This is a genomic window from Janibacter melonis, assembly GCF_020567375.1.
GTDB classification, from domain to species: domain Bacteria; phylum Actinomycetota; class Actinomycetes; order Actinomycetales; family Dermatophilaceae; genus Marihabitans; species Marihabitans melonis.
This window is the reverse complement of the sequence record NZ_JAJBZM010000003.1, coordinates 554,846-576,366: the sequence shown is the minus strand read 5'-3', so window position 1 is coordinate 576,366 and position 21,521 is coordinate 554,846. Positions and strand designations below refer to the sequence as shown.

Sequence of the window (21,521 nt, the reverse complement as noted above, 5' to 3'; positions counted from 1 at the left end):
ACGACGGCGAAACCGCGACCGACACCCGACGACACGTCCGACCGAGAGGCTCCTGCCATGACCCACCACCCGAAGCAGCTCGTCGTCGTCGGCGGCGGCATGGTCGCCCGCCGGCTCGTCGACGCCCTGCGCGAGCGCGACACCGACGGCCGCTGGGCGATCACCCTCCTGTGCGAGGAGCCCCGTGCGCCGTACGACCGCGTCGCGCTGACGTCGTACTTCTCCGGACGCGACCCCGACGACCTCTCCCTCGGCGGCGCGGAGATCTGGGACGACCCGCTCGTGACGATCCGGCGCGGCGTGGCCGCGACCCGGGTCGACCGCGAGGCGCGCGAGGTGACGTGCAGCGACGGGAGGGTCCTCCCCTTCGACGAGCTCGTCCTCGCAACCGGCTCCTCGGCGGCGGTGCCCCCGGTGCCCGGCACCGACCTCCAGGGCTGCTTCGTCTACCGCACCATCGACGACGTCGCGGCGCTGCGGCAGTGGGTCGAGGCGCTGCGCGAGCGCCACGACCGGCCGCTGCGCGGTGCGGTCGTCGGCGGCGGCCTGCTCGGGCTCGAGGCCGCCGGCGCCCTGCAGGCGCTCGAGGTCGCCAGCCACGTCGTCGAGTTCGCGCCGCGGCTCATGCCGATCCAGGTCGACGACGGCGGTGGCGAGGCCCTGCGGCGCCTCATCACCGGGCTCGGCGTCGACGTGCGCACGGGCACGGCCACGTCACGCATCAGCGGAGAGCGCGGACGGGTGCACCGGATGCACTTCGCCGACGGGCCCGCCCTGCCCGTCGACGTCGTCGTGCTCGCGACGGGGGTCCGGCCCCGCGACGAGCTGGCCCGCGCGTGCGGGCTCGAGATCGGCGAGCGCGGCGGCGTCGTCGTCGACGACGCGTGCCGGACCACCGACCCGGCGATCTCCGCGATCGGCGAGGTCGCCTGCATCGAGGGCCGGGTGTGGGGCATCGTCGCCCCCGGCTACGCGATGGCCGAGGTCACCGCCGACCGCCTCCTCGGCGGCGGCGCGACCTTCCCGGGCGCCGACACCGCAACGAAGCTCAAGCTGCTCGGTGTCGACGTCGCGAGCTTCGGCGACGCCTTCGGCACCGAGCCCGGCAGCCTCGACGTCGTCGTCTCCGACCCGGTCGCCGGGGTGTACAAGAAGCTCGTCCTGTCCGACGACGCCCGCACCCTGCGCGGCGGGATCCTCGTCGGCGACGCCTCCGCCTACGCCGGGCTGCGCCCGATGCTCGGCCGCGAGCTGCCCGGCGACCCCGTCTCCTACCTCCTGCCCGAGGGCGTGGGCGCTGCTCCCTCGGCCGAGCTGCCCGACGACGCGACGGTGTGCTCGTGCAACAACGTCAGCGCCGGCACCGTGCGCGGGTCGGTCACCGAGCACGCGTGCACCGACCTGCCCGCGGTCAAGGCCTGCACGCGTGCCGGCACGAGCTGCGGGTCCTGCCTGCCGCTCGTCAAGCGCCTCATGACGACCGAGCTCGAGCGCTCCGGCGTCGAGGTGAGCGACGCGCTGTGCGAGCACCTGGACCTCTCGCGCGCCCAGCTCTTCGACGTCGTGCGGGTCGGGCAGCTGCGCTCCTTCACCGAGGTCCTCGAGCGGCACGGGCGCGGGCGGGGCTGCGACATCTGCAAGCCGGTCGTCGCCTCCGTGCTCGCGTCGCTGTGGAACGAGCACCCGCTGACGCAGGGGCGGGCCGGTCTGCAGGACACCAACGACCGCTACCTCGCGAACATGCAGAAGGACGGCTCCTACTCCGTCGTCCCGCGCATCCCCGGAGGCGAGATCACCCCCGAGGGGCTCATCGTCATCGGCGAGATCGCCCGCGACTTCGGCCTCTACACGAAGATCACCGGCGGCCAGCGGATCGACCTCTTCGGGGCCCGGCTCGACCAGCTGCCCGACATCTGGCGCCGGCTCGTCGACGCGGGCTTCGAGTCGGGTCACGCCTACGGCAAGTCGCTGCGCACGGTGAAGTCCTGCGTCGGCTCGACGTGGTGCCGCTACGGGGTGCAGGACTCGGTCGGCCTCGCCATCGCCCTCGAGGAGCGCTACCGGGGTCTGCGCAGCCCGCACAAGATCAAGCTCGGGGTCTCCGGCTGCGCCCGGGAGTGCGCCGAGGCGCGCGGCAAGGACGTCGGCGTCATCGCCACCGACCACGGCTGGAACCTCTACGTCGGCGGCAACGGCGGCTTCACCCCGCGCCACGCCCAGCTGCTCGCCGAGGACCTCCCCACCGACGAGCTCGTCCGCGCGATCGACCGCTACCTCATGTACTACGTGCGCACGGCAGACCGCCTCCAGCGCACCGCGGCCTGGCAGGAGGACCACGAGGGCGGTCTCGACGCGATCCGGGCGGTCGTCCTCGAGGACTCGCTGGGCATCGCCGCCGACCTCGACGCCGCGATGGCCCAGCACGTCGACACCTACGTCGACGAGTGGGCGGCGGCGCTGGAGGACCCGAAGACCCTGGCCCGCTTCACGACCTTCGTCAACGCGCCCGACGCGCACGACGACACCCTCGCCTACGTCGCCGAGCGCGGCCAGGCCCGGCCGGCGACGCCGGCCGAACGATCCGGCCCGGTGCTCGTCGCCGGCACGACCCTGGAGGTGCGCTCATGAGCTGGACGACGGTGTGCGACGTCGAGACCATCGGTCTCGACGAGGCGGTGCTTGCCCTCGTCGACGGCGAGCAGGTCGCCGTCGTGCGCACGGCCGGCGGCGAGGTCTTCGCCGTCGACCAACGCGACCCGTACAGCGGCGCCCACGTCATGGCTCGCGGCATCGTCGGCACGCGCGGCGACCGGCCGTGCCTCGTGTCGCCGATGTACAAGCAGGTCTTCGACCTGCGCACCGGGGCCTGCCTCGACACCGTCGGCGGGGAGGAGCGGGTGCTGCCGACCTGGCCGGTGCGGGTCGAGGCGGGACGGGTCCTCGTCGGGAGCGGCCGAAACACGGGCGCAACACCGACGTCATCGCCGGAGCCGTCGTCCGTCGGAGCATGAGGTCATGGCACCTCGACACACGCCGGGCCGCGTCGTCCTCGTCGGCGGCGGACCGGGCGACCCCGACCTGCTGACCGTGCGCGCTCTGCGCCACCTGCGCAGCGCCGACGTCGTCGTCGCCGACCGGCTCGGCCCGACCTCCGTGCTCGACGACCTGCCGCTGCGGGTCGAGATCATCGACGTCGGCAAGGCCCCGGGCCAGCACGCGATGAGCCAGGAGCGGATCGACGAGCTCATCGTCGAGCGGGCCCGGCGCGGTCAGATGGTGGTGCGGCTCAAGGGCGGCGACCCCTTCGTCTTCGGGCGCGGGGGCGAGGAGGTCCTCGCCTGCCGCGACGCGGGCGTCGAGGTCGAGGTGGTGCCCGGCATCTCCAGCGCCCTCGCGGTCCCCGCGCTCGCCGGGGTGCCGAGCACCCACCGGGGGGTCGTCGGCGCCGTCCACGTCACCCACGGGCACGAGCCCCTCACCGCGACCGCGACGAGCGCCGTCGTCACCGGCGAGGCCACGCTCGTCGTCCTCATGGGCGTCGCCCGCCTGGCCGAGCACGCCGCCTCGCTGCTCGCGGCCGGTGCCGCGCCCTCCATCCCCGTCGCCGTCGTCGAGTCCGGCAGCACGCCCGACGAGCGGGTCACCCGCGCGCCCCTGTCGCAGGTCGCCGCCGTCGCCGCGCAGATCGGTGTGCGCTCCCCCGCGGTGGTCGTCGTCGGGGCGGTGGCTGCGGAGGGCTTCCTCGACGCGCGGGCCCTCGTCGAGGCCGTCGCGTGAGCACCGCGCTCCCGGCAGTCCTCGCCGGCTGCGTCGTCCTCGTCACCGCGGACCGCCGCTCGGCCGACCTCGCCGCCGCGCTGGAGCGTCGCGGCGCGAGCGTGCGGCACGCCCCGGCGCTGACGATCGTGCCGCACACCGACGACGCGCAGCTGCTGCGTGCCACCCGTGACCTCGTCGGGGCCCCGCCCGACGTGCTCGTCGTGACGACCGGGGTCGGCTTCCGCGGCTGGCTCGAGGCCGCCGACGCCGGCGGTCTGGGCGCCGAGCTGCACGAGGTGCTCGCCGGCACGCGCGTCGTCGCCCGCGGCCCGAAGGCCAAGGGCGCGATCATGGCCGCCGGCCTCACCCCCGACTGGGTCGCCGAGTCCGAGACCTCGGCGGAGATCCTGCGTCTGCTCCTCGACGAAGGGGTGAGCGGCCTGCGCGTCGCGATCCAGCACCACGGGGCGGGCGCGGACGGGCTCGACGTCGCGCTCGCCGACGCCGGGGCGGACGTCGCCCCCTTCGTCGTCTACCGCTGGGGACCGCCGCGCGACCCCGAGGCGGTCGCGGCCTCCGTGCGCGACAGCGCCGCCGGGGCTATCGACTGCGTCGTCTTCACCTCTGCCCCGGGGGCGCAGGCGTGGCTCGACGCGGCCCGGGGCGAAGGGGTCCTCGGCGACCTCGTCGCCCGGGCGGCGAGCGGCGATCTCGTCGCCGCGGCCGTCGGGCCGGTCACCGCCGCACCCCTGCGCGAGGCGGGCATCGAGCCCGTCGTCCCCGAGCGGGGCCGCCTCGGCGCGCTCGTGCGCGCCGTGCTCGCCCACTACTCCGGCGCCCGGTGCCCGGCCGTGACGACCGTCGCCGGCGAGCTGCAGGTGCGCGGCACGGCGGCCATCCTCGGCGAGCGCGTGCTGCCGCTCTCGCCGAGCGGGCTGGCCGTGCTGCGCGCCCTCGTCGACGCCCAGGGCGCCGTCGTCTCCCGCGAGCAGCTGCTGGGCGTGCTCCCCGGCGACTCCACCGACCCGCACGCGGCCGAGGTCGCCGTGTCACGGGTGCGCGAGGCCGCCGGCCGGCGCGACCTCGTGCAGACCGTCGTCAAGCGGGGCTACCGCCTCGGCGTCCCCGTCTGAGCGCGACCGGGACCGGCCGAGCGGTCAGCGCCCGCCGGTCCAGCTCCAGGCGTACCGGCCGTCGTCGCAGGCCAGTCCCCCTTCGCCGATCTCGAGGGGCCGGAAGGTGTCGACCATGACGGCCGTCTCGTCGAAGTACTCGATGCCGATCGACTTCTCGTAGGCGCCCGGCTGCGGCCCGTGGGCGTGCCCGCCGGGGTGCAGGCTGATCGAGCCGCGCCCGATGCCCGAGCCCTTGCGCGCCTCGTAGTCGCCGTCGACGTAGAACATCACCTCGTCGCTGTCGACGTTCGAGTGGTAGTACGGCACCGGGATCGACAACGGGTGGTAGTCGACCTTGCGCGGCACGAAGTTGCACACGACGAAGTTCCACCCCTCCCACACCTGGTGCACGGGCGGCGGCTGGTGGACCCGGCCGGTGATCGGCTCGTAGTCGGCGATGTTGAAGACGTAGGGGTAGAGGCAGCCGTCCCAGCCGACGACGTCGAGCGGGTGGAAGGGGTAGGTGAAGCGGGTGCCGACGACCCCGCCGGGCCCGTTGCCACGATGGCGCACGAGCACCTCGGTGCTCTCGCCGCGCTCGGCACCGATGTCCTCGGCGAGCAGGGGCCCTTGGGGGCCGCGCAGGTCGCGCTCGCAGTACGGGGCGTGCTCGAGCAGCTGGCCGTGCTTCGAGAGGTAGCGCTTCGGCGGCTGGATGTGGCTGCTCGCCTCGCAGACGTACAGGCGCAGCACGGACCCGTCGGCCGCGTCGGCCGAGGACGCGGGCAGCCAGCGGTGGGTCGTCGCGCGGGGCATGACGACGTAGTCGCCCTTCGCCACCTCGAGCGAGCCGAAGACCGTCTCGACGCGTCCGGCGCCGCGCTCGACGTAGACGAGCTCGTCGCCGACGGCGTTGCGGTACCAGGGGCTCACCGCGCCGGCGACGACGTAGGAGATCCGCACGTCACCGTTGCCGAGGAGGAGGCGGCGGCCCTGCACGGCGTCGACCTCGGCCACTGCGGCGTCGTCCTCGCCGAAGAGGCGGTGCGGCTGCAGGTGCATGGGCTTGAGCGGGTGGTTGGCCGTGAGGGTCTGGTCGGGCAGCTCCCAGATCTCGCTCGCGGTGATCTCGCTGGGGATCTCGCGGTGGTAGAGCAGCGAGCTGTCGCTCGAGAAGCCCTCCTCGCCCATGAGCTCCTCGTAGTAGAGCCCGCCCTCGCCGTCCGGGTGCTGGGTGTGCCGCTTGGGCGGGATGCTGCCCGTCGCGCGGTAGTACGCCATCGCAGACCTCCTGAGCCTCCGTCCGACTATCGGACGACTATGTCCTTCTTCCGGACTCATGGTCGCGAGGTCGCCCGGCCCTGTCAAGACGGGGGCGAAGGGGGGTCAGCCCAGTCGCACGGCGACCTCGGCCGCCGCGGCGACGATCCTCGGGCCGACCGACGCGAGGTCGAGCTCGCCGAGCGAGACGACCCCGACGGAGCCCTCGACACCGCACCCGGGCGGCAGCGGCGCGGCGACCCCGACGGCCCCCGACTGCAGCTCCCCCTTCGTCATCACGGCCCCGAGGTCACCCGCCCGGCCGGCGAGGACCGCCCGGCCGGCGGCGCCCTCGTCGAGGGCGTGCCGGGTGCCGACGCGGTAGGCGACGTGCAGATCGGTCCACGACGGCTCGACGACGACCGCGGCGGCTGCCTCCCCGCTCTCGAGGAGGGTGAGGTGGGCGGTCGCACCGATCTCGTCGGCCAGACGGCGCAGGGTCGGGGTGGCGCTCGCCCGGATCCGCGGGCCGAGCGAGCCCGCGAGCTGGGTCAGCCCCATGCCGAGCCGGCAGCGCCCGTCTCCTGCCCGTCCGACGAGGCCGTGGTCGGCGAGGGTCTCGACGAGGCGGTAGACGACGGTGCGCCCCACGCCGAGCTCACGGGCGAGCTCGGCGACGGTCAGGCCGCCGGCCGCCTCGGGGCGGGCGAGGACCTCGAGCACGCGCAGCCCCCGGTCGAGGGTCTGGACGGACTCGCGCGGCCGCACCGCGCCCTGGCTGTGCTCCGCGTCGGGCATGGGGGCACCCTATGTCCGTGACGGAGGTCGTGCGCTTGACATCGACCCGGGCGGCGCACCACGGTGGAGTCCGCTGCACGGATGATCTCGACCGATAAACGGACACCAGGAGACGCGATGACGCCCGCCCCACCCGCCGCGCTCTTCGCCGGGCTCGTCGACGACGCCGCCGTCTTCCCCCCGGGTCAGGCCCCTCTCCCCCGCGCCCTCGCCGAGCACCACGAGCACCGCGCCGCCTGGTACGCCGCGATGGTCGGGCCGCTCCTCGTCCCCGCCTCCGGCGTCGGCGAGCTCGTGACCCTCGCCGGCGGCACCCCGGTCGGGGTCGTCGTCGTCGCCCGGCCGGGCACGCCCGCCGCAGACGTGAGCGCCGCGCTCGACGCCACCCACGGCACGGCGCTCGACGTGCGCGGCGTCGAGATCGGCTGGCAGGCCGACTGGCGCTCCCTCCCCTTCGCCGACCACCCCCTCGTGCTCGAGATCCCGCGCGGCGCCGACCGCGACCGCGCCCTCGCCGACGTCCGCGACGGTCAGCAAGAGGGCCACGCCGTCCAGGCGAAGCTGCGCACCGGCGCCACCCCCACGTGGGAGTGGCCCGACGAGCTCGAGCTGGCCCGGCACATCACCGACGTCGTCCAGCTGGGCATCTCGACCAAGCTCACCGGCGGTCTGCACCACGTCGTGCGCGGCGACCACGACAGCGGCCCGCAGCACGGGCTGCTCGACGTGCTCGTCGCCGTCGACGCCGCGATCACCGACGCCCTGGCACCCGACACCGACCGGCTCGCCGAGATCCTCGCCGAGCGCGACCCCGCCGTCCTCGCCGCCGCGGTGCGCACCTGGGACGCCGACCGCACCGACCGCGTCCGCCGCACCCTCACCGCCTACGGGTGCTGCGGCGTCACCGACCCCATCACCGAGCTCGTCGAGCTCGACCTCGTGGCAGGAGCAGCATGACCACCCACCCCTGGCTCGCCGTCGGCACCGACCACCCCTTCGGCCCCCACCACCTGCCCTACGGGTCCTTCTCCGTCGGAGCAGGTGCACCCCGTCTCGGCGTGCGCATCGGCGAGCAGGTGCTCGACGTCGCCGCGGCCGCGCAGGTCTGCCACCGCGACGCACGGCCGTACTCGGGTGGCGACCTCACGGCCCTGCTCGAGGTGCCCCAGGAGTGGGAGCCGACCCGTGCGTGGCTCACCGAGCTCGTCGCCGACGAGGACCGCGCCCCGGTGCTCGCCGAGCACGTGCACGACCTCGACGACGTGACCCTGCACCTGCCCTTCGCCGTCGCCGACTACGTCGACTTCTACGCCAGCGAGCACCACGCCTCGAACGTCGGGCGGATCTTCCGCCCCGACTCCGAGCCGCTCACCCCGAACTGGCGCCACCTGCCGATCGGCTACCACGGCCGCTCGAGCACCGTCGTCGTCTCCGGCACGGACGTGCGTCGCCCCCACGGCCAGCGCAAGGCCCCGGGCGACGCCGCCCCGACCTTCGGCCCGAGCATCAAGCTCGACATCGAGGCCGAGCTCGGTCTCGTCGTCGGCGGGAGCACGCAGATCGGGCAGAGCCTGAGCGTCGACGAGGCCGCCGAGCACCTCTTCGGCGTCGTGCTGCTCGACGACTGGTCGGCCCGCGACATCCAGGCCTGGGAGTACGTGCCGCTCGGCCCCTTCCTCGGCAAGTCCTTCGCGACGACGATCTCGGCCTGGGTCACCCCGATGGTCGCGCTTGAGCCGGCCCGCGTGCCGCTGCCGGCGCAGGACCCGCAGCCGCTGCCCTACCTCACCGGAGCCGCGGCCCGCGGCATCGACCTCGAGTACGAGGTGGAGTGGAACGGCACCGTCGTCTCCCGCCCGCCGTACCGCACGATGTACTGGGCGCCCGAGCAGATGCTCGCCCACCTCAGCGTCAACGGCGCGAAGGTGAGCGCCGGTGACCTCTTCGGGTCGGGCACCATCTCGGGCCCGGAGGCCGGCACCCGCGGCAGCTTCCTCGAGCTGTCGTGGAACGGCACCGAGCCGGTCACCCTCGACAACGGGTCGACCCGCACCTTCCTCGAGGACGGCGACACGGTCACCCTGCGTGCGAGCGCCCCGGGTGCCGGCGGCCGGATCAGCCTCGGCGAGTGCACGGGGACCATCCGCGGCTGACCCACCCCTCCCCCGCCGCCCCCGTGCGCCGGGCGGCGGCGGGGTGGCGCGGCTCAGCGCTGGACGACCTCGGTCCCGGCGAGCTTGTCGTGGATGGTCTGGCGCTGCGGGTCGCGCGCGGCCCACACGTGGTCGACGACGAGCGCCGGCACCGCGAACCAGGAGATCAGCGGCACGCTGCACAGCAGCCACAGCAGCACGACGAGGCTCGTGCGGCGGATCGCCGCGCTCGCCGGGAGCGGGCCGACCGGCTGGCCGACGACGCGCACGGTCGTGCTCGTCGCGAGCTTGCCGACGGTCCCGCCGCGCCGGGTGAGCATGAGCACGTGGTAGAGCCAGGCGGTGAGCGCCATGAGCCCGATGGCGATGGTGAACCAGCGCCAGTCGAAGAACGCGACGAGGTCGTCGGGGTCGAGGCGCTGCACCGCGTCGGGGTCACCGACGTTGTCGACGGCGAAGGCGACGTAGTCGGCCATCCACAGCCAGCAGGCCCAGCCCGCGGTGACGACGCCGATCGCCCACACGACGAGCAGGTCGATGAGCCCCGAGGCCAGGCGCAGCCCGAAGCCCGCGAGCGGGCGGCCGTCGGCGGCCACCCCGCCCGCGCCGGGCGCGGTGCGGGGGCCGTCCTGCCACGAGGCCTGCGGCGCCGGCTGGCGCGGGAAGCCGACCGGGGTCTGGTCGACGTGACCCGGGACGGGCGAAGGGGTGGGCTCGGGCTGCCGGACCGGGGCGCGCTTGGACACGACCCGCTGCGACCACACGATGCCGTCGAAGTAGCGCAGCTGCTCCGGGTCCTCCGGGTCGTCGTACCAGCCGGCGCGCTCGGGGCTCTGCGTCATGGGCACAGGTTCTCACGACGGCCTGCAGGCCTCCGGCCCGGGCGGCGTCCGGGTGGGGCAGCATGGGCGCGTGACTGACGCGATGCACCTGTGGATGCGGCACGAGACCCGGAGCACGGAACGACGTGCCCCCCTCACCCCGGCCGACGCGGCTCGCGTCGTCGCCGCCGGGCACGCCCTGACCGTCGAGCGCTCCCCGCAGCGGGTCTTCGCCGACGACGAGTACGCCGACGCGGGCGCGACGCTCGCCGACGCGCTGTCGTGGGTGGACGCGCCCGCCGACGCCGTCGTCCTCGGGCTCAAGGAGCTGCCCGACGAGCCCGCCGAGCTGCGCCACACCCACGTCTTCTTCGGCCACGCCTACAAGGGCCAGACCGGGGCCCAGGAGCTGCTCGCCCGCTTCCGTCGCGGCGGCGGCCGCCTGCTCGACATCGAGTACCTCACGGTCGAGGGCCGGCGGGTCGTCGCCTTCGGCTACTGGGCCGGCTACGTCGGAGCGGCCCTCGCGGCGCTGAGCACCCGAGGTGCGCTCGAGACACCGCTGCACCCGATGGAGCGCGAAGAGCTCGACGCGCGCCTGCGCGCGAGCACCGGGCAGGACGAGCGCTACCTCGTGACCGGGGCGCTCGGGCGCAGCGGCACCGGCGCGCGCGACGCGATCGCCGTCGCCGGCTCGCAGGCCACCGCCTGGGATCTCGCGGAGACGGCCGTCCTCGACCACGAGGCCCTCCTCGCCCACGACGTGCTCGTCAACTGCGTCATGGTCACGGCGCCGGCTCCCCCCTTCGTCACCGACGCAGACCTCGACGACCCGGCACGACGCCTGCGCACGGTCGCCGACGTCACCGCCGACTTCACCAGCGAGCTCAACCTCGTGCCCGTCGTCACGCAGGAGACGACGTGGGAGCAGCCCGTGCGACGGGTCCGCGACGACGGCGCCGGACCGGCCGTCGACGTCATCGCGATCGACAACCTGCCCTCGCTGCTGCCCCGCGAGGCGAGCACGACCTTCTCGGCCGACCTCCTGCCGACCCTGCTGCAGCTGCCCGGCGGCAGCCCGGCGTGGACGGCGGCGCAGCGCTCCTTCGACGAGGCCATGGGCGCACGCGCCTGAGCGGGCTCACGGGGCGCCGCGGGGCTCCTCGCCCTGGAGCGTCTCCGTGAGGTCGTCGACGACGAGGAGGTCGGAGCGCACCTGACGGGCACGGAAGGACGCCCGCCCGACCATGTGCGAGGCGATGGGCGCCGTGACGCCCTGGAAGATCGCGACGAAGACGAGCAGGACCGCGACGGGGATGCTGCGCAACGACAGCGCGAGCCCGAGCAGCGCGAGACCGAGGCCGACGACCTGCGGCTTGGTGCCCGCGTGCATCCGGCTCAGCAGGTCGGGGAAGCGGAACATGCCGATCGCGGAGACGAGGGCGAAGAAGCACGCGAGGACGAAGCACACCGAGGCGAGGACGTCGAGGACCTGGGTCATCGCATCTCCCCTCGGGCCACGCCCTCCACGGGCGAGTCGTCGAGAGCCTCGCCCTCCGCGTCCCGGCCGTCGCCGGCCGGCTGCTCCTCGCCGTCGTCGTCCACGCTCGTCGGGTCGATGAAGCGGGCGACGCTCACCGAGCCGATGAAGCCGACGAGGGTGAGCACGACGAGCAGCACGAGGCTGTCGGTCGAGCGCACGACCGCGGCGTGCAGGCAGATGCCGATGATCGCGAAGGCGACCATGACGTCGAAGCTCACGGTCCGGTCGAGGACCGTCGGGCCGATGGTCATCCGGGCCAGCAGGAGCAGCAGCCCGACGCCGAGCATGGCGACGCAGATGCCGACGACGACGGTGCTCATGAGGGCTCCCGCGGGGTGATGGTCTGGCCGAAGGCCCGGATGAGCTGCTCCTCGGTGCGCAGCACGCGCTCGCGCTCGCGCTCGACCGCCTCGTCGTCGTCGACGCCGAGGGCGTGGATGAAGAGGCTGTGCGTCGAGCGCCGCGCCTCGACGACGACCGAGCCGGGGATGAGCGAGGTGACGATCGCGACGAGCGTGAGGATGAAGTCGGACTCGCTGCGCAGGTCGACCTCCATGACGGCGTTGCGCGGCGTCGTGCGCAGGCTGAGCACGTGCCGCGCGACGACGACGCTCGCGACGAGCGTCTGCCAGACGAAGCCGACGAGGAAGGTCGTCAGGGCCACCGGGTGCACGCGTCCGTCGATGCGCAGCGGCGGCAGCGGCAGGAGCACCTGCACGCCGACGGCGACGAGCAGCCCGGCGACGACGTTGTAGACGTTGAGCTCGCCCCACAGCGCCACCCACAGCGCCGTGAGGACGACAAGGAGGAAGGGGTTGACGCGCGTGCGCCGCGAGGGCGTCTTCGCAGAGGTGGCCACCGCGCCGTGGTCTCGGGTGCTCATCGCGACTCCACCGTCGGCAGGACCGCCTGGACGTAGTCCTGCGGGTCGAGCAGGTCGGCCGAGGCCCGGTCGGCGAGCCCGTACAACGGCCCGCCGATGACGCTGAGCATGACGCTCGCGGCGACGAGCGCGACCGTCGCCCCGACCATCGAGCGCGGGAGCTGGTGGCTCGCGCCGCGCAGCTCGCGCTCGTAGAGCGTCTCGTCGTCCTCGGTGTCGAAGGCCTCGGGCCCCGCCTCCGAGTCCTTGCGGCGGCGCTCGTCGTCGGCCTCCTCGCGCTGCAGGGTGAAGGACTCCGCCTCGACGAGGGCGTCGGACTGCCAGCGCCCGCTGCTGCCGACCGCGACCGAGGTCGTCTCGACCGCGTCGTCGGTGGTCTGCTCGTGCGCGACGATGGCGACCGCGAGCTCGTGCGCCTGGGCCGGGGTGCGCCAGAAGGCCAGGCTCCACGCCTTGGCGATGGCGTAGAGGGTGAGCAGCGAGGTGACGGCGCTCGCCGCGACGAGGACGTAGGCGAGCGGGGTGCCCGTCTCGACGCCGGCGCTCATCAGCCCGATCTTGCCGATGAAGCCCGACAGCGGCGGGATCCCCGCGAGGTTCATCGCCGGCACGAAGAAGAGCACCGCGATGAGCGGGGCGATCCGGGCGAGACCGCCGAGGCGCACGAGCGAGGTCGAGCCCGCCCGGCGCTCGAGCAGGCCGAGCACGAGGAAGAGCGCGGTCTGGATGGTGATGTGGTGCGCGACGTAGAAGACGGCGCCCGACACTCCCCCCTTCGTCGCCAGCGCGATGCCGAAGATCATGTAGCCGATGTGGCTGACGAGGGTGAAGGACAGCAGTCGCTTGAGGTCGCTCTGCGCGACCGCGCCGAGGATGCCGACGACCATCGTCAGCACCGCGACGACGAGGAGCAGGTCGGTGAGCGGGCGGTCGGGGAAGAGCAGCGTCTGCGTGCGCAGGATCGCGTAGACACCGACCTTCGTCAGCAGGCCGGCGAAGACCGCGGTGACCGGTGCGGGGGCCGTCGGGTAGCTGTCCGGCAGCCAGAAGCCGAGCGGGAACATCGCCGCCTTGACCCCGAAGGTCGTGAGGAGAAGCAGCTGCAGGGTGAGCGCGACGGGGTCGGGCAGCTGGGCGAGGCTCTCGTGCAGCCGGGCGAGGTTGACCGACCCGGTCGCCCCGTAGACCGCGGCGATGGAGATGAGGAAGAGCATCGAGCTGAGCATGTTGACGACGACGTAGATCGTCCCGGCGCGGATCCGGCTCTCGGTGCCGCCGAGGGTGAGCAGCACGTACGAGGCGAAGAGCAGCATCTCGAAGCTGACGAAGATGTTGAAGAGGTCGCCGGCGAGGAAGGCGTTGCTCACCCCGGCGACGAGCACGAGGAAGGTCGGGTGGTAGATCGAGACCGGCGCGCTCTCGTCGTCGTCGATCATGCCCTGGCCGATCGAGTACACGAGGACGGCGAGCGCGACCGAGCTGCTCACGAGGAGCATGAGCGTCGAGAGCCGGTCGGCGACGAGCGAGATGCCGAGCGGCGCCTCCCAGCCGCCGACCCAGACGGCCATCGTGCCGTGCTCGTCGACGGCCCACAGCAGGTAGGCCGCGAGGGCCACGACGGCCACGAGCACCGCGACCGAGACCGCGCGCTGGGCCCGCGGCCGGTGCACGAGCACGAGCGTGAGGCCCGCTCCGAGCAGCGGCAGCAGGACGGGGACGGGGATCAGGGAATTCATCGGGTCTCCTGGGCGGTCGCACGCGGACCGGCCCCGTCGTGGTCGGGCCCCTCGGGCTCGTCGCCCTCCTCGTCGAAGACCTCGAGGGCGTCGTCGGTCGTCTCGCCGGCGGCGAGGTCGTAGCCGTCGGACATCTGGTCCTCGTGGGCGAGGCGGCGGATCGCGGCGTCCTCGACGTCGTCCTTGACGTCGTCGTTGCCGCTCAGCTGCCAGCTGCGGTAGGCCATGGCGAGCAGGAAGGCGGTCGTGCCCAGGGTGATGACGATCGCGGTGAGCACGAAGGCCTGGGGCAGCGGGTCGGAGATCTCGGAGACGTCGTAGCGGTCGACGAGCGGGGGGCGTCCGCTCGGCCCGCTGACGACGAGGAAGCCGAGGTTGACGCCGTTGCTCAGCATGACGAGCCCGACGAGCACCCGGGTCAGCGAGCGCTCGAGCATGAGGTAGACGCCGCAGCCGACGAGGATCATCGTCGCGAGGACGAGCGTGAGGTTGACGGTCATGCTGCGGCCTCCTCCTCTCGTTGGCGCTGCTCTCGTCGGATGTGCCGGTCGATGCCGGAGCCGAGCGAGCGCAGCAGGTCGAGCACGAGCCCGATGATGACGAGGAAGACCCCGATGTCGAAGAAGAGCGAGCTGACGAGCTTGACGTGGCCGAGCAGCGGGACGTCGGTCTCGAGCACGAAGGACTGGAGCACCTGGCCGCCGAAGGCGAGCGGCGACAGCGCCGAGATCGCGGCGACGAAGAGCCCGGCACCGAGGACGACACCGGCGTCGACCGGCATCGCCTCGTCGAGCTCGTAGCGGCCGCCGGCGAGGTAGCGCACGACGAGCGCGAGCCCGACGACGATGCCCCCGGCGAAGCCGCCGCCGGGGTTGTTGTGCCCGGCGAAGAGCAGGTAGACCCCGATGAGGAGCATCGGGTGGAAGATCAGCCGGGTGACGACCTCGAAGAGGATCGAGCGGTTCTCCGGCGCGAGGGTGCGCGGGGCCGGCAGCCACGCGCGGCGGCCGGGCTGGCTCGGCAGCTTCTTCACCCCCTTCGGGTAGGGGATGTCGGCGACCCGTCGGATGCCCGCGCTGCGGGTGTCGATGAAGAGCAGCGAGGCGACGCCGGTAGCGGCGACGAGGAGCACCGAGATCTCGCCGAAGGTGTCCCACGCGCGCACGTCGACGAGGGTGACGTTGACGACGTTGTAGCCCGCGCCGAAGTCGATGGCGCCCGCGACGAGCTCGGGGGTGAGCGGGGCCTGGGTGCGGTACATCGTCGCGGCGGTGAGGATCGCGCCGACGACGACGGCGACCGCGGTGGCCAGCGCCATCCGCCAGTAGCGCGTGCGCGTCAGCGGGCGGTCGGTGAAGTGCTGCGGCAGACGGCGCAGGACGAGGACGAAGACGACGAGGCTGATCGTCTCGACGAGCACCTGGGTCAGGGCGAGGTCGACCGCGCCGTGCAGGAGGAAGAGCAGGGCGCAGCCGTACCCGGTGACGCTCACGAGGATGACGGCGCGCAGACGACGACGAGAGCGGGTCGTCACGAGCGCCGCGAGGACGATGACGAGGGCGACGAGCAGCTGCGCCGGGGTGTCGTAGGCGATGACCCCGCCGCCCTGCTCGACGGTCCACACGACGGTGCCGGGCACCGCGACGACGACGACGAGGGCGACGGCGAGGTAGATCGCCACCGAGCCCCGCTGGGCCAGACCGGTCGTCTCGACCGCGGCCCGCTCGAGACCGCGGATCGACCAGCCGTACGCGCGCTCGGCGCTCCAGCCGAAGGACAGCGCGCCTTGCAGCTGGCCGAAGGTCTTGCGCCCGAGGAAGAGCAGGACGCCCCCGAGGGTCGCGAGGACCGACAGCAGGAGCGGTCCCCCGACGCCGTGCCACAGGGCCAGCTCCTCGGGGTGCAGGGCCGGCTCGAGCTGCTCGGCGTAGGGCCAGATGTGCTCGCTGAGCACGGCGCCGCTGAAGCCGAGACCGAGGCTGAGCAGGGCGAGGACGCCCGGGACGGCCCAGTAGCGCGGCGAGACGTGGGTGCACGGCGTGTCCTCGTCGGCCGGGCCACGGCCCCAGAAGGCGCCGTGCAGGAAGCGCAGGGTGTACGCGACGGTGAGCACCGTGCCAAGGACGAGGGCGACGACGACGGCCCACCCGGCCCACCCGCGAAGGGGGGTCCCGTCCCCTTCGGTCGCGACGGCGAGCAGCGCCGCCCAGATGCTCTCCTTGCCGATGAAGCCGATGAGCGGGGGCAGCCCGGCCATCGACATGCTCGCGAGCACCGCGAAGGCGAAGACGAGCGGCATGCGGTGCCGCAGCCCGTGCAGCTTGCGGATGTCGCGAGTGCCGGCGTGCTTGTCGATGATGCCGACGACGAGGAAGAGCGTGGCCTTGAAGAGCGCGTGCGCGAGCACCATCGCCATGCCGGCGAAGGCGGTCATCTGCGAGCCGACCCCGAGGACGGTGAGCAGGAAGCCGAGCTGGGAGACCGTGCCGTAGGCGAGGAGCAGCTTGATGTCGTACTGGCGAAGGGAGCGCCACCCGCCGATGAGCATCGTCAGGGCGCCCAGGGGCAGGAGCAGCTCGCGCCAGCCCGGGACGTCGGCGAAGGCGGGGACGAGCAGCGCGACGAGGAAGACGCCGGCCTTGACCATCGCGGCGGCGTGGAGGTAGGCGCTCACCGGGGTCGGCGCGGCCATCGCCCCGGGCAGCCAGAAGTGGAAGGGGAAGAGCGCCGACTTGCTCAGGGCGCCGAGGAGGAGCAGCACGACCGCCGCGGACAGCGCGCCGGAGCTGGCCGGCGGCGAGGCGAGGATCCCGCTGATCGAGTAGGTGCCCGCCAGGCCGCCGAGGACGAGGATGCCGACGAGCATCGCGAGCCCGCCGAGGGTCGTGACGACGAGGGCGGTCGTCGCGGCGGCGCGCGCCGAGCGCTTGGCCGGGTCGAAGCCGATGAGCAAGAAGCTGAAGACCGTCGTCAGCTCCCAGAAGACGTAGGTGATGAGCAGGTTGTCGGCCCACACCAGACCGAGCATCGCGCCGGCGAAGGCGACGAGCGTGCCGGCGAGCAGACCGCGCCCGGCCTCCCCCTCGCCGAAGTAGGCGGCGCAGTACGCGAGGACCAGGGCCCCCACCCCGGCGACGACGAGCGTCATCAACCACTGGAGCGGCCCCATGACGAGGGTGACGCTCATGTCGAGGGCCGGGACCCACGTCAGCTGCTGGGTGACCTCCCCGCGCATCGCGGCATCGGTCTGGGCCAGGGCCCACACCGTCGTGGCGGCCGGTCCGAGGGCCAGCACGTAGAACGCGCGACTCCCCATCCGGCCGATGAGCACGGGCGCCAGCACGGCGAGGACGACGTGCGCGGCGAGAAGGGGGAGCAGAAGGGGCCTCCGGCTGTCGTGCAGATGCAAGCATCGGCGGTCGGTGGGTCAGCCCAAGTTTACGTCAGGGACGACGGCGCCCCGTCGGCCGTGGGGGCCGACGGGGCGTCGAGGTCTCCTGGGGGCCGCGCGGCGGCGCCTCAGAGGTTGCCGCGCTTGTCCTGCTCGCGCTCGATGGACTCGAAGAGCGCCTTGAAGTTGCCCTTGCCGAAGCCGAGCGAGCCGTGGCGCTCGATGATCTCGAAGAAGACCGTCGGGCGGTCGCCGAGCGGCTTGGTGAAGATCTGGAGCAGGTAGCCGTCCTCGTCGCGGTCGACGAGGATGCCGCGCGCCTTGAGCTCCTCGATGGGGACGCGGACCTCGCCGATGCGCGCACGCATCTGCGGGTCGTCGTAGTACGCGTCCGGGGTGTCGAGGAACTCCACGCCCTCGGTGCGCAGCTCGTCGACCGTGCGCAGGATGTCGTTCGTCGCCAGGGCGAGGTGCTGGGCACCGGGACCGGAGTAGAAGTCGAGGTACTCGTCGATCTGGCTGCGCTTCTTGGCGATGGCCGGCTCGTTGAGGGGGAATTTCACGCGGTGGTTGCCGTTGGCGACGACCTTGCTCATGAGCGCCGAGTACTCGGTGGCGATGTCGTCGCCGATGAACTCGGCCATGTTCACGAAGCCCATGACCCGGTTGTAGAAGCCGACCCACTCGTCCATCCGGCCGAGCTCGACGTTGCCGACGATGTGGTCGAGGGCCTGGAAGAGGCGCTTCGGGGCGCCGTCGCGCTTGACGAAGCCGGAGGTCCTCGCGACGTAGCCGGGCAGGTACGGGCCGGCGTAGGTCTGGCCGTCGACGACGCGCTGCACGAGGGTGTGGCGGGTCTCGCCGTACGTGGCGATGGCGGCGACGCGGATCGCGCCGTGCTCGTCGGTGACGGTCTCCGGCTCCTGGAGCACGGTCGCCCCGGCGGCCTTGGCCTGGGCGATGCACCGGTCGACGTCGGGCACCTCGAGCGAGATGTCGACGACGCCGTCGCCGTGCTTCGCGTGGTGGGCGATGAGCGGGCTGTCGGGGCTCACGGCGCCCTTGACGACGAAGCGGATCGAGCCGGACTTCAGGACGAAGGCCTTGTGGTCGCGGTTGCCGTTCTCCGGGCCGGAGTAGGCGACGAGCTCCATGCCCCACGCGGACTGGTAGTAGTGCGCCGTCTGGGTCGCGTTGCCGACGACGAAGACGATGGCGTCCCACCCGGTCACCGGGAAGGGGTCGGTGCTCTCGTCGTACTCGACGAGACCGACGAGCTGCTTGAGCTGGTCGAGGTCCAGGTCGGCCTGGCGCTCCTGCTCGGTGAGGTCGAGGGGCGGGGTCGACGTCGCTGTCGTGTCAGTCATGAGCCGAGGGTCCAACCGACATGCAGTCTGCGCAAGGGAAGCATCCGACACTGGACAGGCTGTCCAGGACCTTGCGACATACATCGGCACGCGAGCACAATGTGACCATGGCCAGACCCGACGGCATCGACGAGCTCGACGCACGCCTGCTCGACCTGCTGACGCAGCAGCCGCAGATCGGCGTGCTCGGCGCCTCGCGCGAGCTCGGGGTCGCCCGCGGCACCGTGCAGGCGCGTCTGGACCGGTTGCAGACGACCGGGGTCATCGCCTCGCTCGCGCCGCAGGTCGACCCGGAGGCGCTCGGCTTCCCCGTCACCGCCTTCTGCACCCTCGAGATCAACCAGCGCCAGGGTCACGGGCCGGTCGTCGCGCACCTCAGCGGGCTGCCGCAGGTCCTCGAGATCCACTCGACGACCGGTGACGGCGACCTCATCGTGCGGGTCGTGGCGCGCGACAACGCCGATCTCGGCCGCGTCATCGACGAGATGATCGACGACGTCCACGTCATCCGGGCGAGCACCGCGATCGCGCTCGTCACCCACCTGCCGATGCGCACCGGCCCCCTCGTCCACCGGGCCGCCGGTCTCGTGTGAGCCTGGCCCGCACGAGCCGCTAGGACGCGAGCAGGTCGCCCAGCACGAAGGCGGCCCAGATCGACCCGACGACGAGCAGCCCGCCGAGCACCGAGACCGCCATCCCCCGCGCCCCGTCGGTGCGGCGGCGGCGCTGACCGCCGACGACGACGAGCGCCGCTCCCACGAGGTCCATCGGCACGGCGACGAGCCACGCCCAGGTCCCCGTCGCCACGGCGCCGGCGGTGAAGGCCGTCGCCAGCAGGACCGCGATGACGACGAGGGCGACCTGGGTGACGGCGATCTTCGCCTCGAGCACGCTCACCGACGGCCGACGAACCAGCGCCGGATGGTCTCGATCCGCTCGGTGACCTGCTCGCTCGTCGCCGTGGCCAGCTCCGGCCCGCCGCACGCCCGGCGCAGGTCCATGTGGACGTTCGCGTGGGCGACGGACTTCTTGGTCGCGTAGGCCGAGACGAGCGAGTTGAGCTCCTTGCGCTGGCTGGCCAGCGCCCGGTGCGCCGAGACCGTCTGCGGCTCGGCTGGGCGCTTCCGACCGGTCTTCGCTGACTGCTTGCTCTGCCGCTCGGAGAGCAGCGCGTGCACCTGGTCGGGCTCGAGCAGACCGGGCAGGCCGAGGTAGTCCTGCTCGTCGTCGGAGCCGACGTCGGCGTGCAGGCCCCACTGCTTGCTGTCGTAGAGCACGTGGTCGAAGTGCGCGTCGGACTCGAGCGCCTCGAAGCTGCCGAGCAGGTCGTCGCTCGCGCCCTCGTCGCGGTTGGCCTCCTCGAGCAGGCCCTCCTCCTCGGACCAGATCTGCTCCTCGCCGACCTCGGGCTCGGGGCGGTCGAGGGCGTGGTCGCGCTCGACCTCCATCGTCCCGGCGTGGGCGAGGATCACCGGCACGCTCGGCAGGAAGACCGAGGCGGTCTCGCCGCGCTTGCGCGCCCGCACGAAGCGCCCGACGGCCTGGGCGAAGTACAGCGGCGTCGAGGTCGACGTCGCGTAGACCCCGACGCACAGGCGCGGGACGTCCACCCCTTCGGACACCATGCGCACGGCGACCATCCACCGCGAGCTGCTCGCGGCGAAGGTCTCGATGCGCGCCGAGCTGCCCGGGTCGTCGGAGAGCACGACGGTGGGCTTCTCGCCGGTGATCGACTCGAGGATGCGCGCGTAGGCGCGGGCCTGGGTCTGGTTGCTCGCGATGACGAGCCCCCCGGCGTCCTCGACGTGCCGACGCACCTCGGTGAGCCGCTTGTCGGCGGCCGAGAGGACCGAGGGGACCCACTCCCCCTTCGGGTCGAGCGCGGTGCGCCAGGCCTGCGCCGCGAGGTCCTTGGTCATCGGCTCGCCGAGACGGGCCGCGACCTCGTCGCCCGCGCGGGTGCGCCAGCGCATGCCGCCGCCGTAGGCCATGAAGAGCACGGGGCGCACGACGTGGTCGGCGAGCGCCTGGGCGTAGCCGTAGGTGTAGTCGGCCGAGGAGCGCAGGATCCCGTCGTCGCCGTACTCGTAGGTGACGAAGGGGATGGGGTTGGTGTCGGAGCGGAAGGGCGTGCCGGTGAGCGCGAGGCGGCGGGTGGCCGGCTCGAAGGCCTCGCGGATCGCGCTGCCCCACGACTTGTTGTCGCCGCCGTGGTGGATCTCGTCGAGGATGACGAAGGTGCGCCGCGACCTCGTGCGGGCCTCGTGGACCGAGGCGCGCGAGGCGACCTGGGCGTAGGTGACGGCGACGCCGTCGTAGTCGCTGCTCGTCGAGCCGACGGAGTTCGAGAACTTCGGGTCGAGGTGGATGCCCACGCGGGCCGCGGCGTCGGCCCACTGCGTCTTGAGGTGCTCGGTGGGCGCGACGACCGTCACCGCCTCGATCTCGCCGCGGGTCAGCAGCTCGGCGGCGACCCGCAGGGCGAAGGTCGTCTTGCCCGCTCCCGGGGTCGCGACGGCGAGGAAGTCGCGCGCGCCGCTGCCGAGGTACTTCTCCAGCGCCTCGGCCTGCCAGGCCCGCAGCGCGCCGGCGGTCCCCCATGCTGCCCGCTCCGGGAAGGCGGGGGGCAGGTTCGACGCGGCGTGCTGGCTCATGACGCCGACCAGGGTAAGCCGCCGCACCGACTGCGACGAAA

General features: G+C 73.2%; 20 protein-coding genes. 8 read left to right on the top strand and 12 right to left on the bottom strand.

What is annotated here, in order from left to right; all coding sequences use genetic code 11:
* Positions 1 to 57: 57 nt before the first annotated feature.
* From nirB to LIV55_RS14840, 4 genes are read left to right on the top strand one after another with little or no spacing between them, the layout of a single operon-like run.
* Positions 58 to 2,628, top strand: coding sequence for a nitrite reductase large subunit NirB (gene nirB / locus LIV55_RS14855; protein WP_229300771.1), 2,571 nt, complete (start codon positions 58 to 60; stop codon positions 2,626 to 2,628).
* Positions 2,625 to 3,011, top strand: a complete 387-nt coding sequence (nirD, locus tag LIV55_RS14850; protein WP_191564718.1) for a nitrite reductase small subunit NirD — start codon at positions 2,625 to 2,627, stop codon at positions 3,009 to 3,011. The genes nirB and nirD overlap by 4 nt, the downstream gene beginning before the upstream one ends.
* Before the next feature lie 4 nt (positions 3,012 to 3,015).
* Complete coding sequence (cobA, locus tag LIV55_RS14845; protein ID WP_229300770.1) at positions 3,016 to 3,777, top strand: uroporphyrinogen-III C-methyltransferase; 762 nt, start codon at positions 3,016 to 3,018, stop codon at positions 3,775 to 3,777.
* On the top strand, positions 3,774 to 4,892 hold the full coding sequence (locus tag LIV55_RS14840; protein WP_229300769.1) for a uroporphyrinogen-III synthase: 1,119 nt from the start codon (positions 3,774 to 3,776) through the stop codon (positions 4,890 to 4,892). The genes cobA and LIV55_RS14840 overlap by 4 nt, the downstream gene beginning before the upstream one ends.
* A 24-nt stretch (positions 4,893 to 4,916) precedes the next feature.
* Here the strand turns inward: LIV55_RS14840 and LIV55_RS14835 are convergent, their stop codons facing one another.
* Together LIV55_RS14835 and LIV55_RS14830 are read right to left on the bottom strand one after the other, a co-directional pair.
* Entirely contained in the window at positions 4,917 to 6,155 is a 1,239-nt protein-coding gene (locus tag LIV55_RS14835; RefSeq protein WP_191564720.1) for a homogentisate 1,2-dioxygenase, read from the bottom strand.
* 105 nt (positions 6,156 to 6,260) lie between these two features.
* Positions 6,261 to 6,932 (bottom strand): IclR family transcriptional regulator, encoded by a 672-nt coding sequence (locus LIV55_RS14830; protein WP_229300768.1) that lies wholly within the window; start codon positions 6,930 to 6,932, stop codon positions 6,261 to 6,263.
* A 117-nt stretch (positions 6,933 to 7,049) separates the two neighbouring features.
* Here LIV55_RS14830 and LIV55_RS14825 point away from each other — a divergent pair, with 117 nt between their 5' ends.
* Both LIV55_RS14825 and fahA read left to right on the top strand, forming a co-directional pair.
* On the top strand, positions 7,050 to 7,889 hold the full coding sequence (locus tag LIV55_RS14825) for a hypothetical protein (RefSeq protein ID WP_229300767.1): 840 nt from the start codon (positions 7,050 to 7,052) through the stop codon (positions 7,887 to 7,889).
* The gene (gene fahA / locus LIV55_RS14820; RefSeq protein ID WP_229300766.1) at positions 7,886 to 9,085 is read left to right on the top strand and encodes a fumarylacetoacetase; all 1,200 of its coding nucleotides are present in this window, start codon (positions 7,886 to 7,888) and stop codon (positions 9,083 to 9,085) included. The genes LIV55_RS14825 and fahA overlap by 4 nt, the downstream gene beginning before the upstream one ends.
* Before the next feature lie 53 nt (positions 9,086 to 9,138).
* On the opposite strand, the gene LIV55_RS14815 is transcribed toward fahA, so the two are convergent.
* Positions 9,139 to 9,927, bottom strand: a complete 789-nt coding sequence (locus LIV55_RS14815; RefSeq protein ID WP_229300765.1) for an RDD family protein — start codon at positions 9,925 to 9,927, stop codon at positions 9,139 to 9,141.
* Between the two features lie 70 nt (positions 9,928 to 9,997).
* Between LIV55_RS14815 and LIV55_RS14810 the strand changes: the two genes are divergently transcribed.
* The gene (locus LIV55_RS14810) at positions 9,998 to 11,041 is read left to right on the top strand and encodes a saccharopine dehydrogenase (protein WP_229300764.1); all 1,044 of its coding nucleotides are present in this window, start codon (positions 9,998 to 10,000) and stop codon (positions 11,039 to 11,041) included.
* A gap of 6 nt (positions 11,042 to 11,047) precedes the next feature.
* Here LIV55_RS14810 and mnhG read toward each other — a convergent pair whose 3' ends face one another.
* From mnhG to hppD, 7 genes are all read right to left on the bottom strand, one after another.
* The gene (gene mnhG / locus LIV55_RS14805; protein WP_229300763.1) at positions 11,048 to 11,407 is read right to left on the bottom strand and encodes a monovalent cation/H(+) antiporter subunit G; all 360 of its coding nucleotides are present in this window, start codon (positions 11,405 to 11,407) and stop codon (positions 11,048 to 11,050) included.
* Positions 11,404 to 11,769 carry an MrpF/PhaF family protein gene (locus tag LIV55_RS14800; RefSeq protein WP_068273638.1) on the bottom strand — a complete coding sequence of 122 codons (366 nt, stop codon included), beginning with the start codon at positions 11,767 to 11,769 and terminating at the stop codon, positions 11,404 to 11,406. The genes mnhG and LIV55_RS14800 overlap by 4 nt, the downstream gene beginning before the upstream one ends.
* The gene (locus LIV55_RS14795; RefSeq protein WP_229300762.1) at positions 11,766 to 12,332 is read right to left on the bottom strand and encodes a Na+/H+ antiporter subunit E; all 567 of its coding nucleotides are present in this window, start codon (positions 12,330 to 12,332) and stop codon (positions 11,766 to 11,768) included. The genes LIV55_RS14800 and LIV55_RS14795 overlap by 4 nt, the downstream gene beginning before the upstream one ends.
* Complete coding sequence (locus tag LIV55_RS14790) at positions 12,329 to 14,068, bottom strand: Na+/H+ antiporter subunit D (protein ID WP_191563041.1); 1,740 nt, start codon at positions 14,066 to 14,068, stop codon at positions 12,329 to 12,331. The genes LIV55_RS14795 and LIV55_RS14790 overlap by 4 nt, the downstream gene beginning before the upstream one ends.
* Positions 14,065 to 14,568, bottom strand: a complete 504-nt coding sequence (locus tag LIV55_RS14785) for a Na(+)/H(+) antiporter subunit C (RefSeq protein ID WP_123091024.1) — start codon at positions 14,566 to 14,568, stop codon at positions 14,065 to 14,067. Before LIV55_RS14785 ends, LIV55_RS14790 begins: the two co-directional genes overlap by 4 nt.
* A complete protein-coding gene (locus LIV55_RS14780) occupies positions 14,565 to 17,477 on the bottom strand; it encodes a Na+/H+ antiporter subunit A (RefSeq protein ID WP_229300761.1) in 2,913 nt (970 codons plus the stop codon). The genes LIV55_RS14785 and LIV55_RS14780 overlap by 4 nt, the downstream gene beginning before the upstream one ends.
* Before the next feature lie 110 nt (positions 17,478 to 17,587).
* Entirely contained in the window at positions 17,588 to 18,826 is a 1,239-nt protein-coding gene (gene hppD, locus LIV55_RS14775; RefSeq protein WP_229300760.1) for a 4-hydroxyphenylpyruvate dioxygenase, read from the bottom strand.
* A gap of 107 nt (positions 18,827 to 18,933) precedes the next feature.
* Between hppD and LIV55_RS14770 the strand changes: the two genes are divergently transcribed.
* On the top strand, positions 18,934 to 19,419 hold the full coding sequence (locus LIV55_RS14770) for an Lrp/AsnC family transcriptional regulator (protein ID WP_123091026.1): 486 nt from the start codon (positions 18,934 to 18,936) through the stop codon (positions 19,417 to 19,419).
* A 19-nt stretch (positions 19,420 to 19,438) separates the two neighbouring features.
* On the opposite strand, the gene LIV55_RS14765 is transcribed toward LIV55_RS14770, so the two are convergent.
* Complete coding sequence (locus LIV55_RS14765) at positions 19,439 to 19,723, bottom strand: hypothetical protein (protein ID WP_123091027.1); 285 nt, start codon at positions 19,721 to 19,723, stop codon at positions 19,439 to 19,441.
* Positions 19,720 to 21,480, bottom strand: coding sequence for a DEAD/DEAH box helicase (locus LIV55_RS14760; protein ID WP_229300759.1), 1,761 nt, complete (start codon positions 21,478 to 21,480; stop codon positions 19,720 to 19,722). Before LIV55_RS14760 ends, LIV55_RS14765 begins: the two co-directional genes overlap by 4 nt.
* Positions 21,481 to 21,521 lie beyond the last annotated feature (41 nt).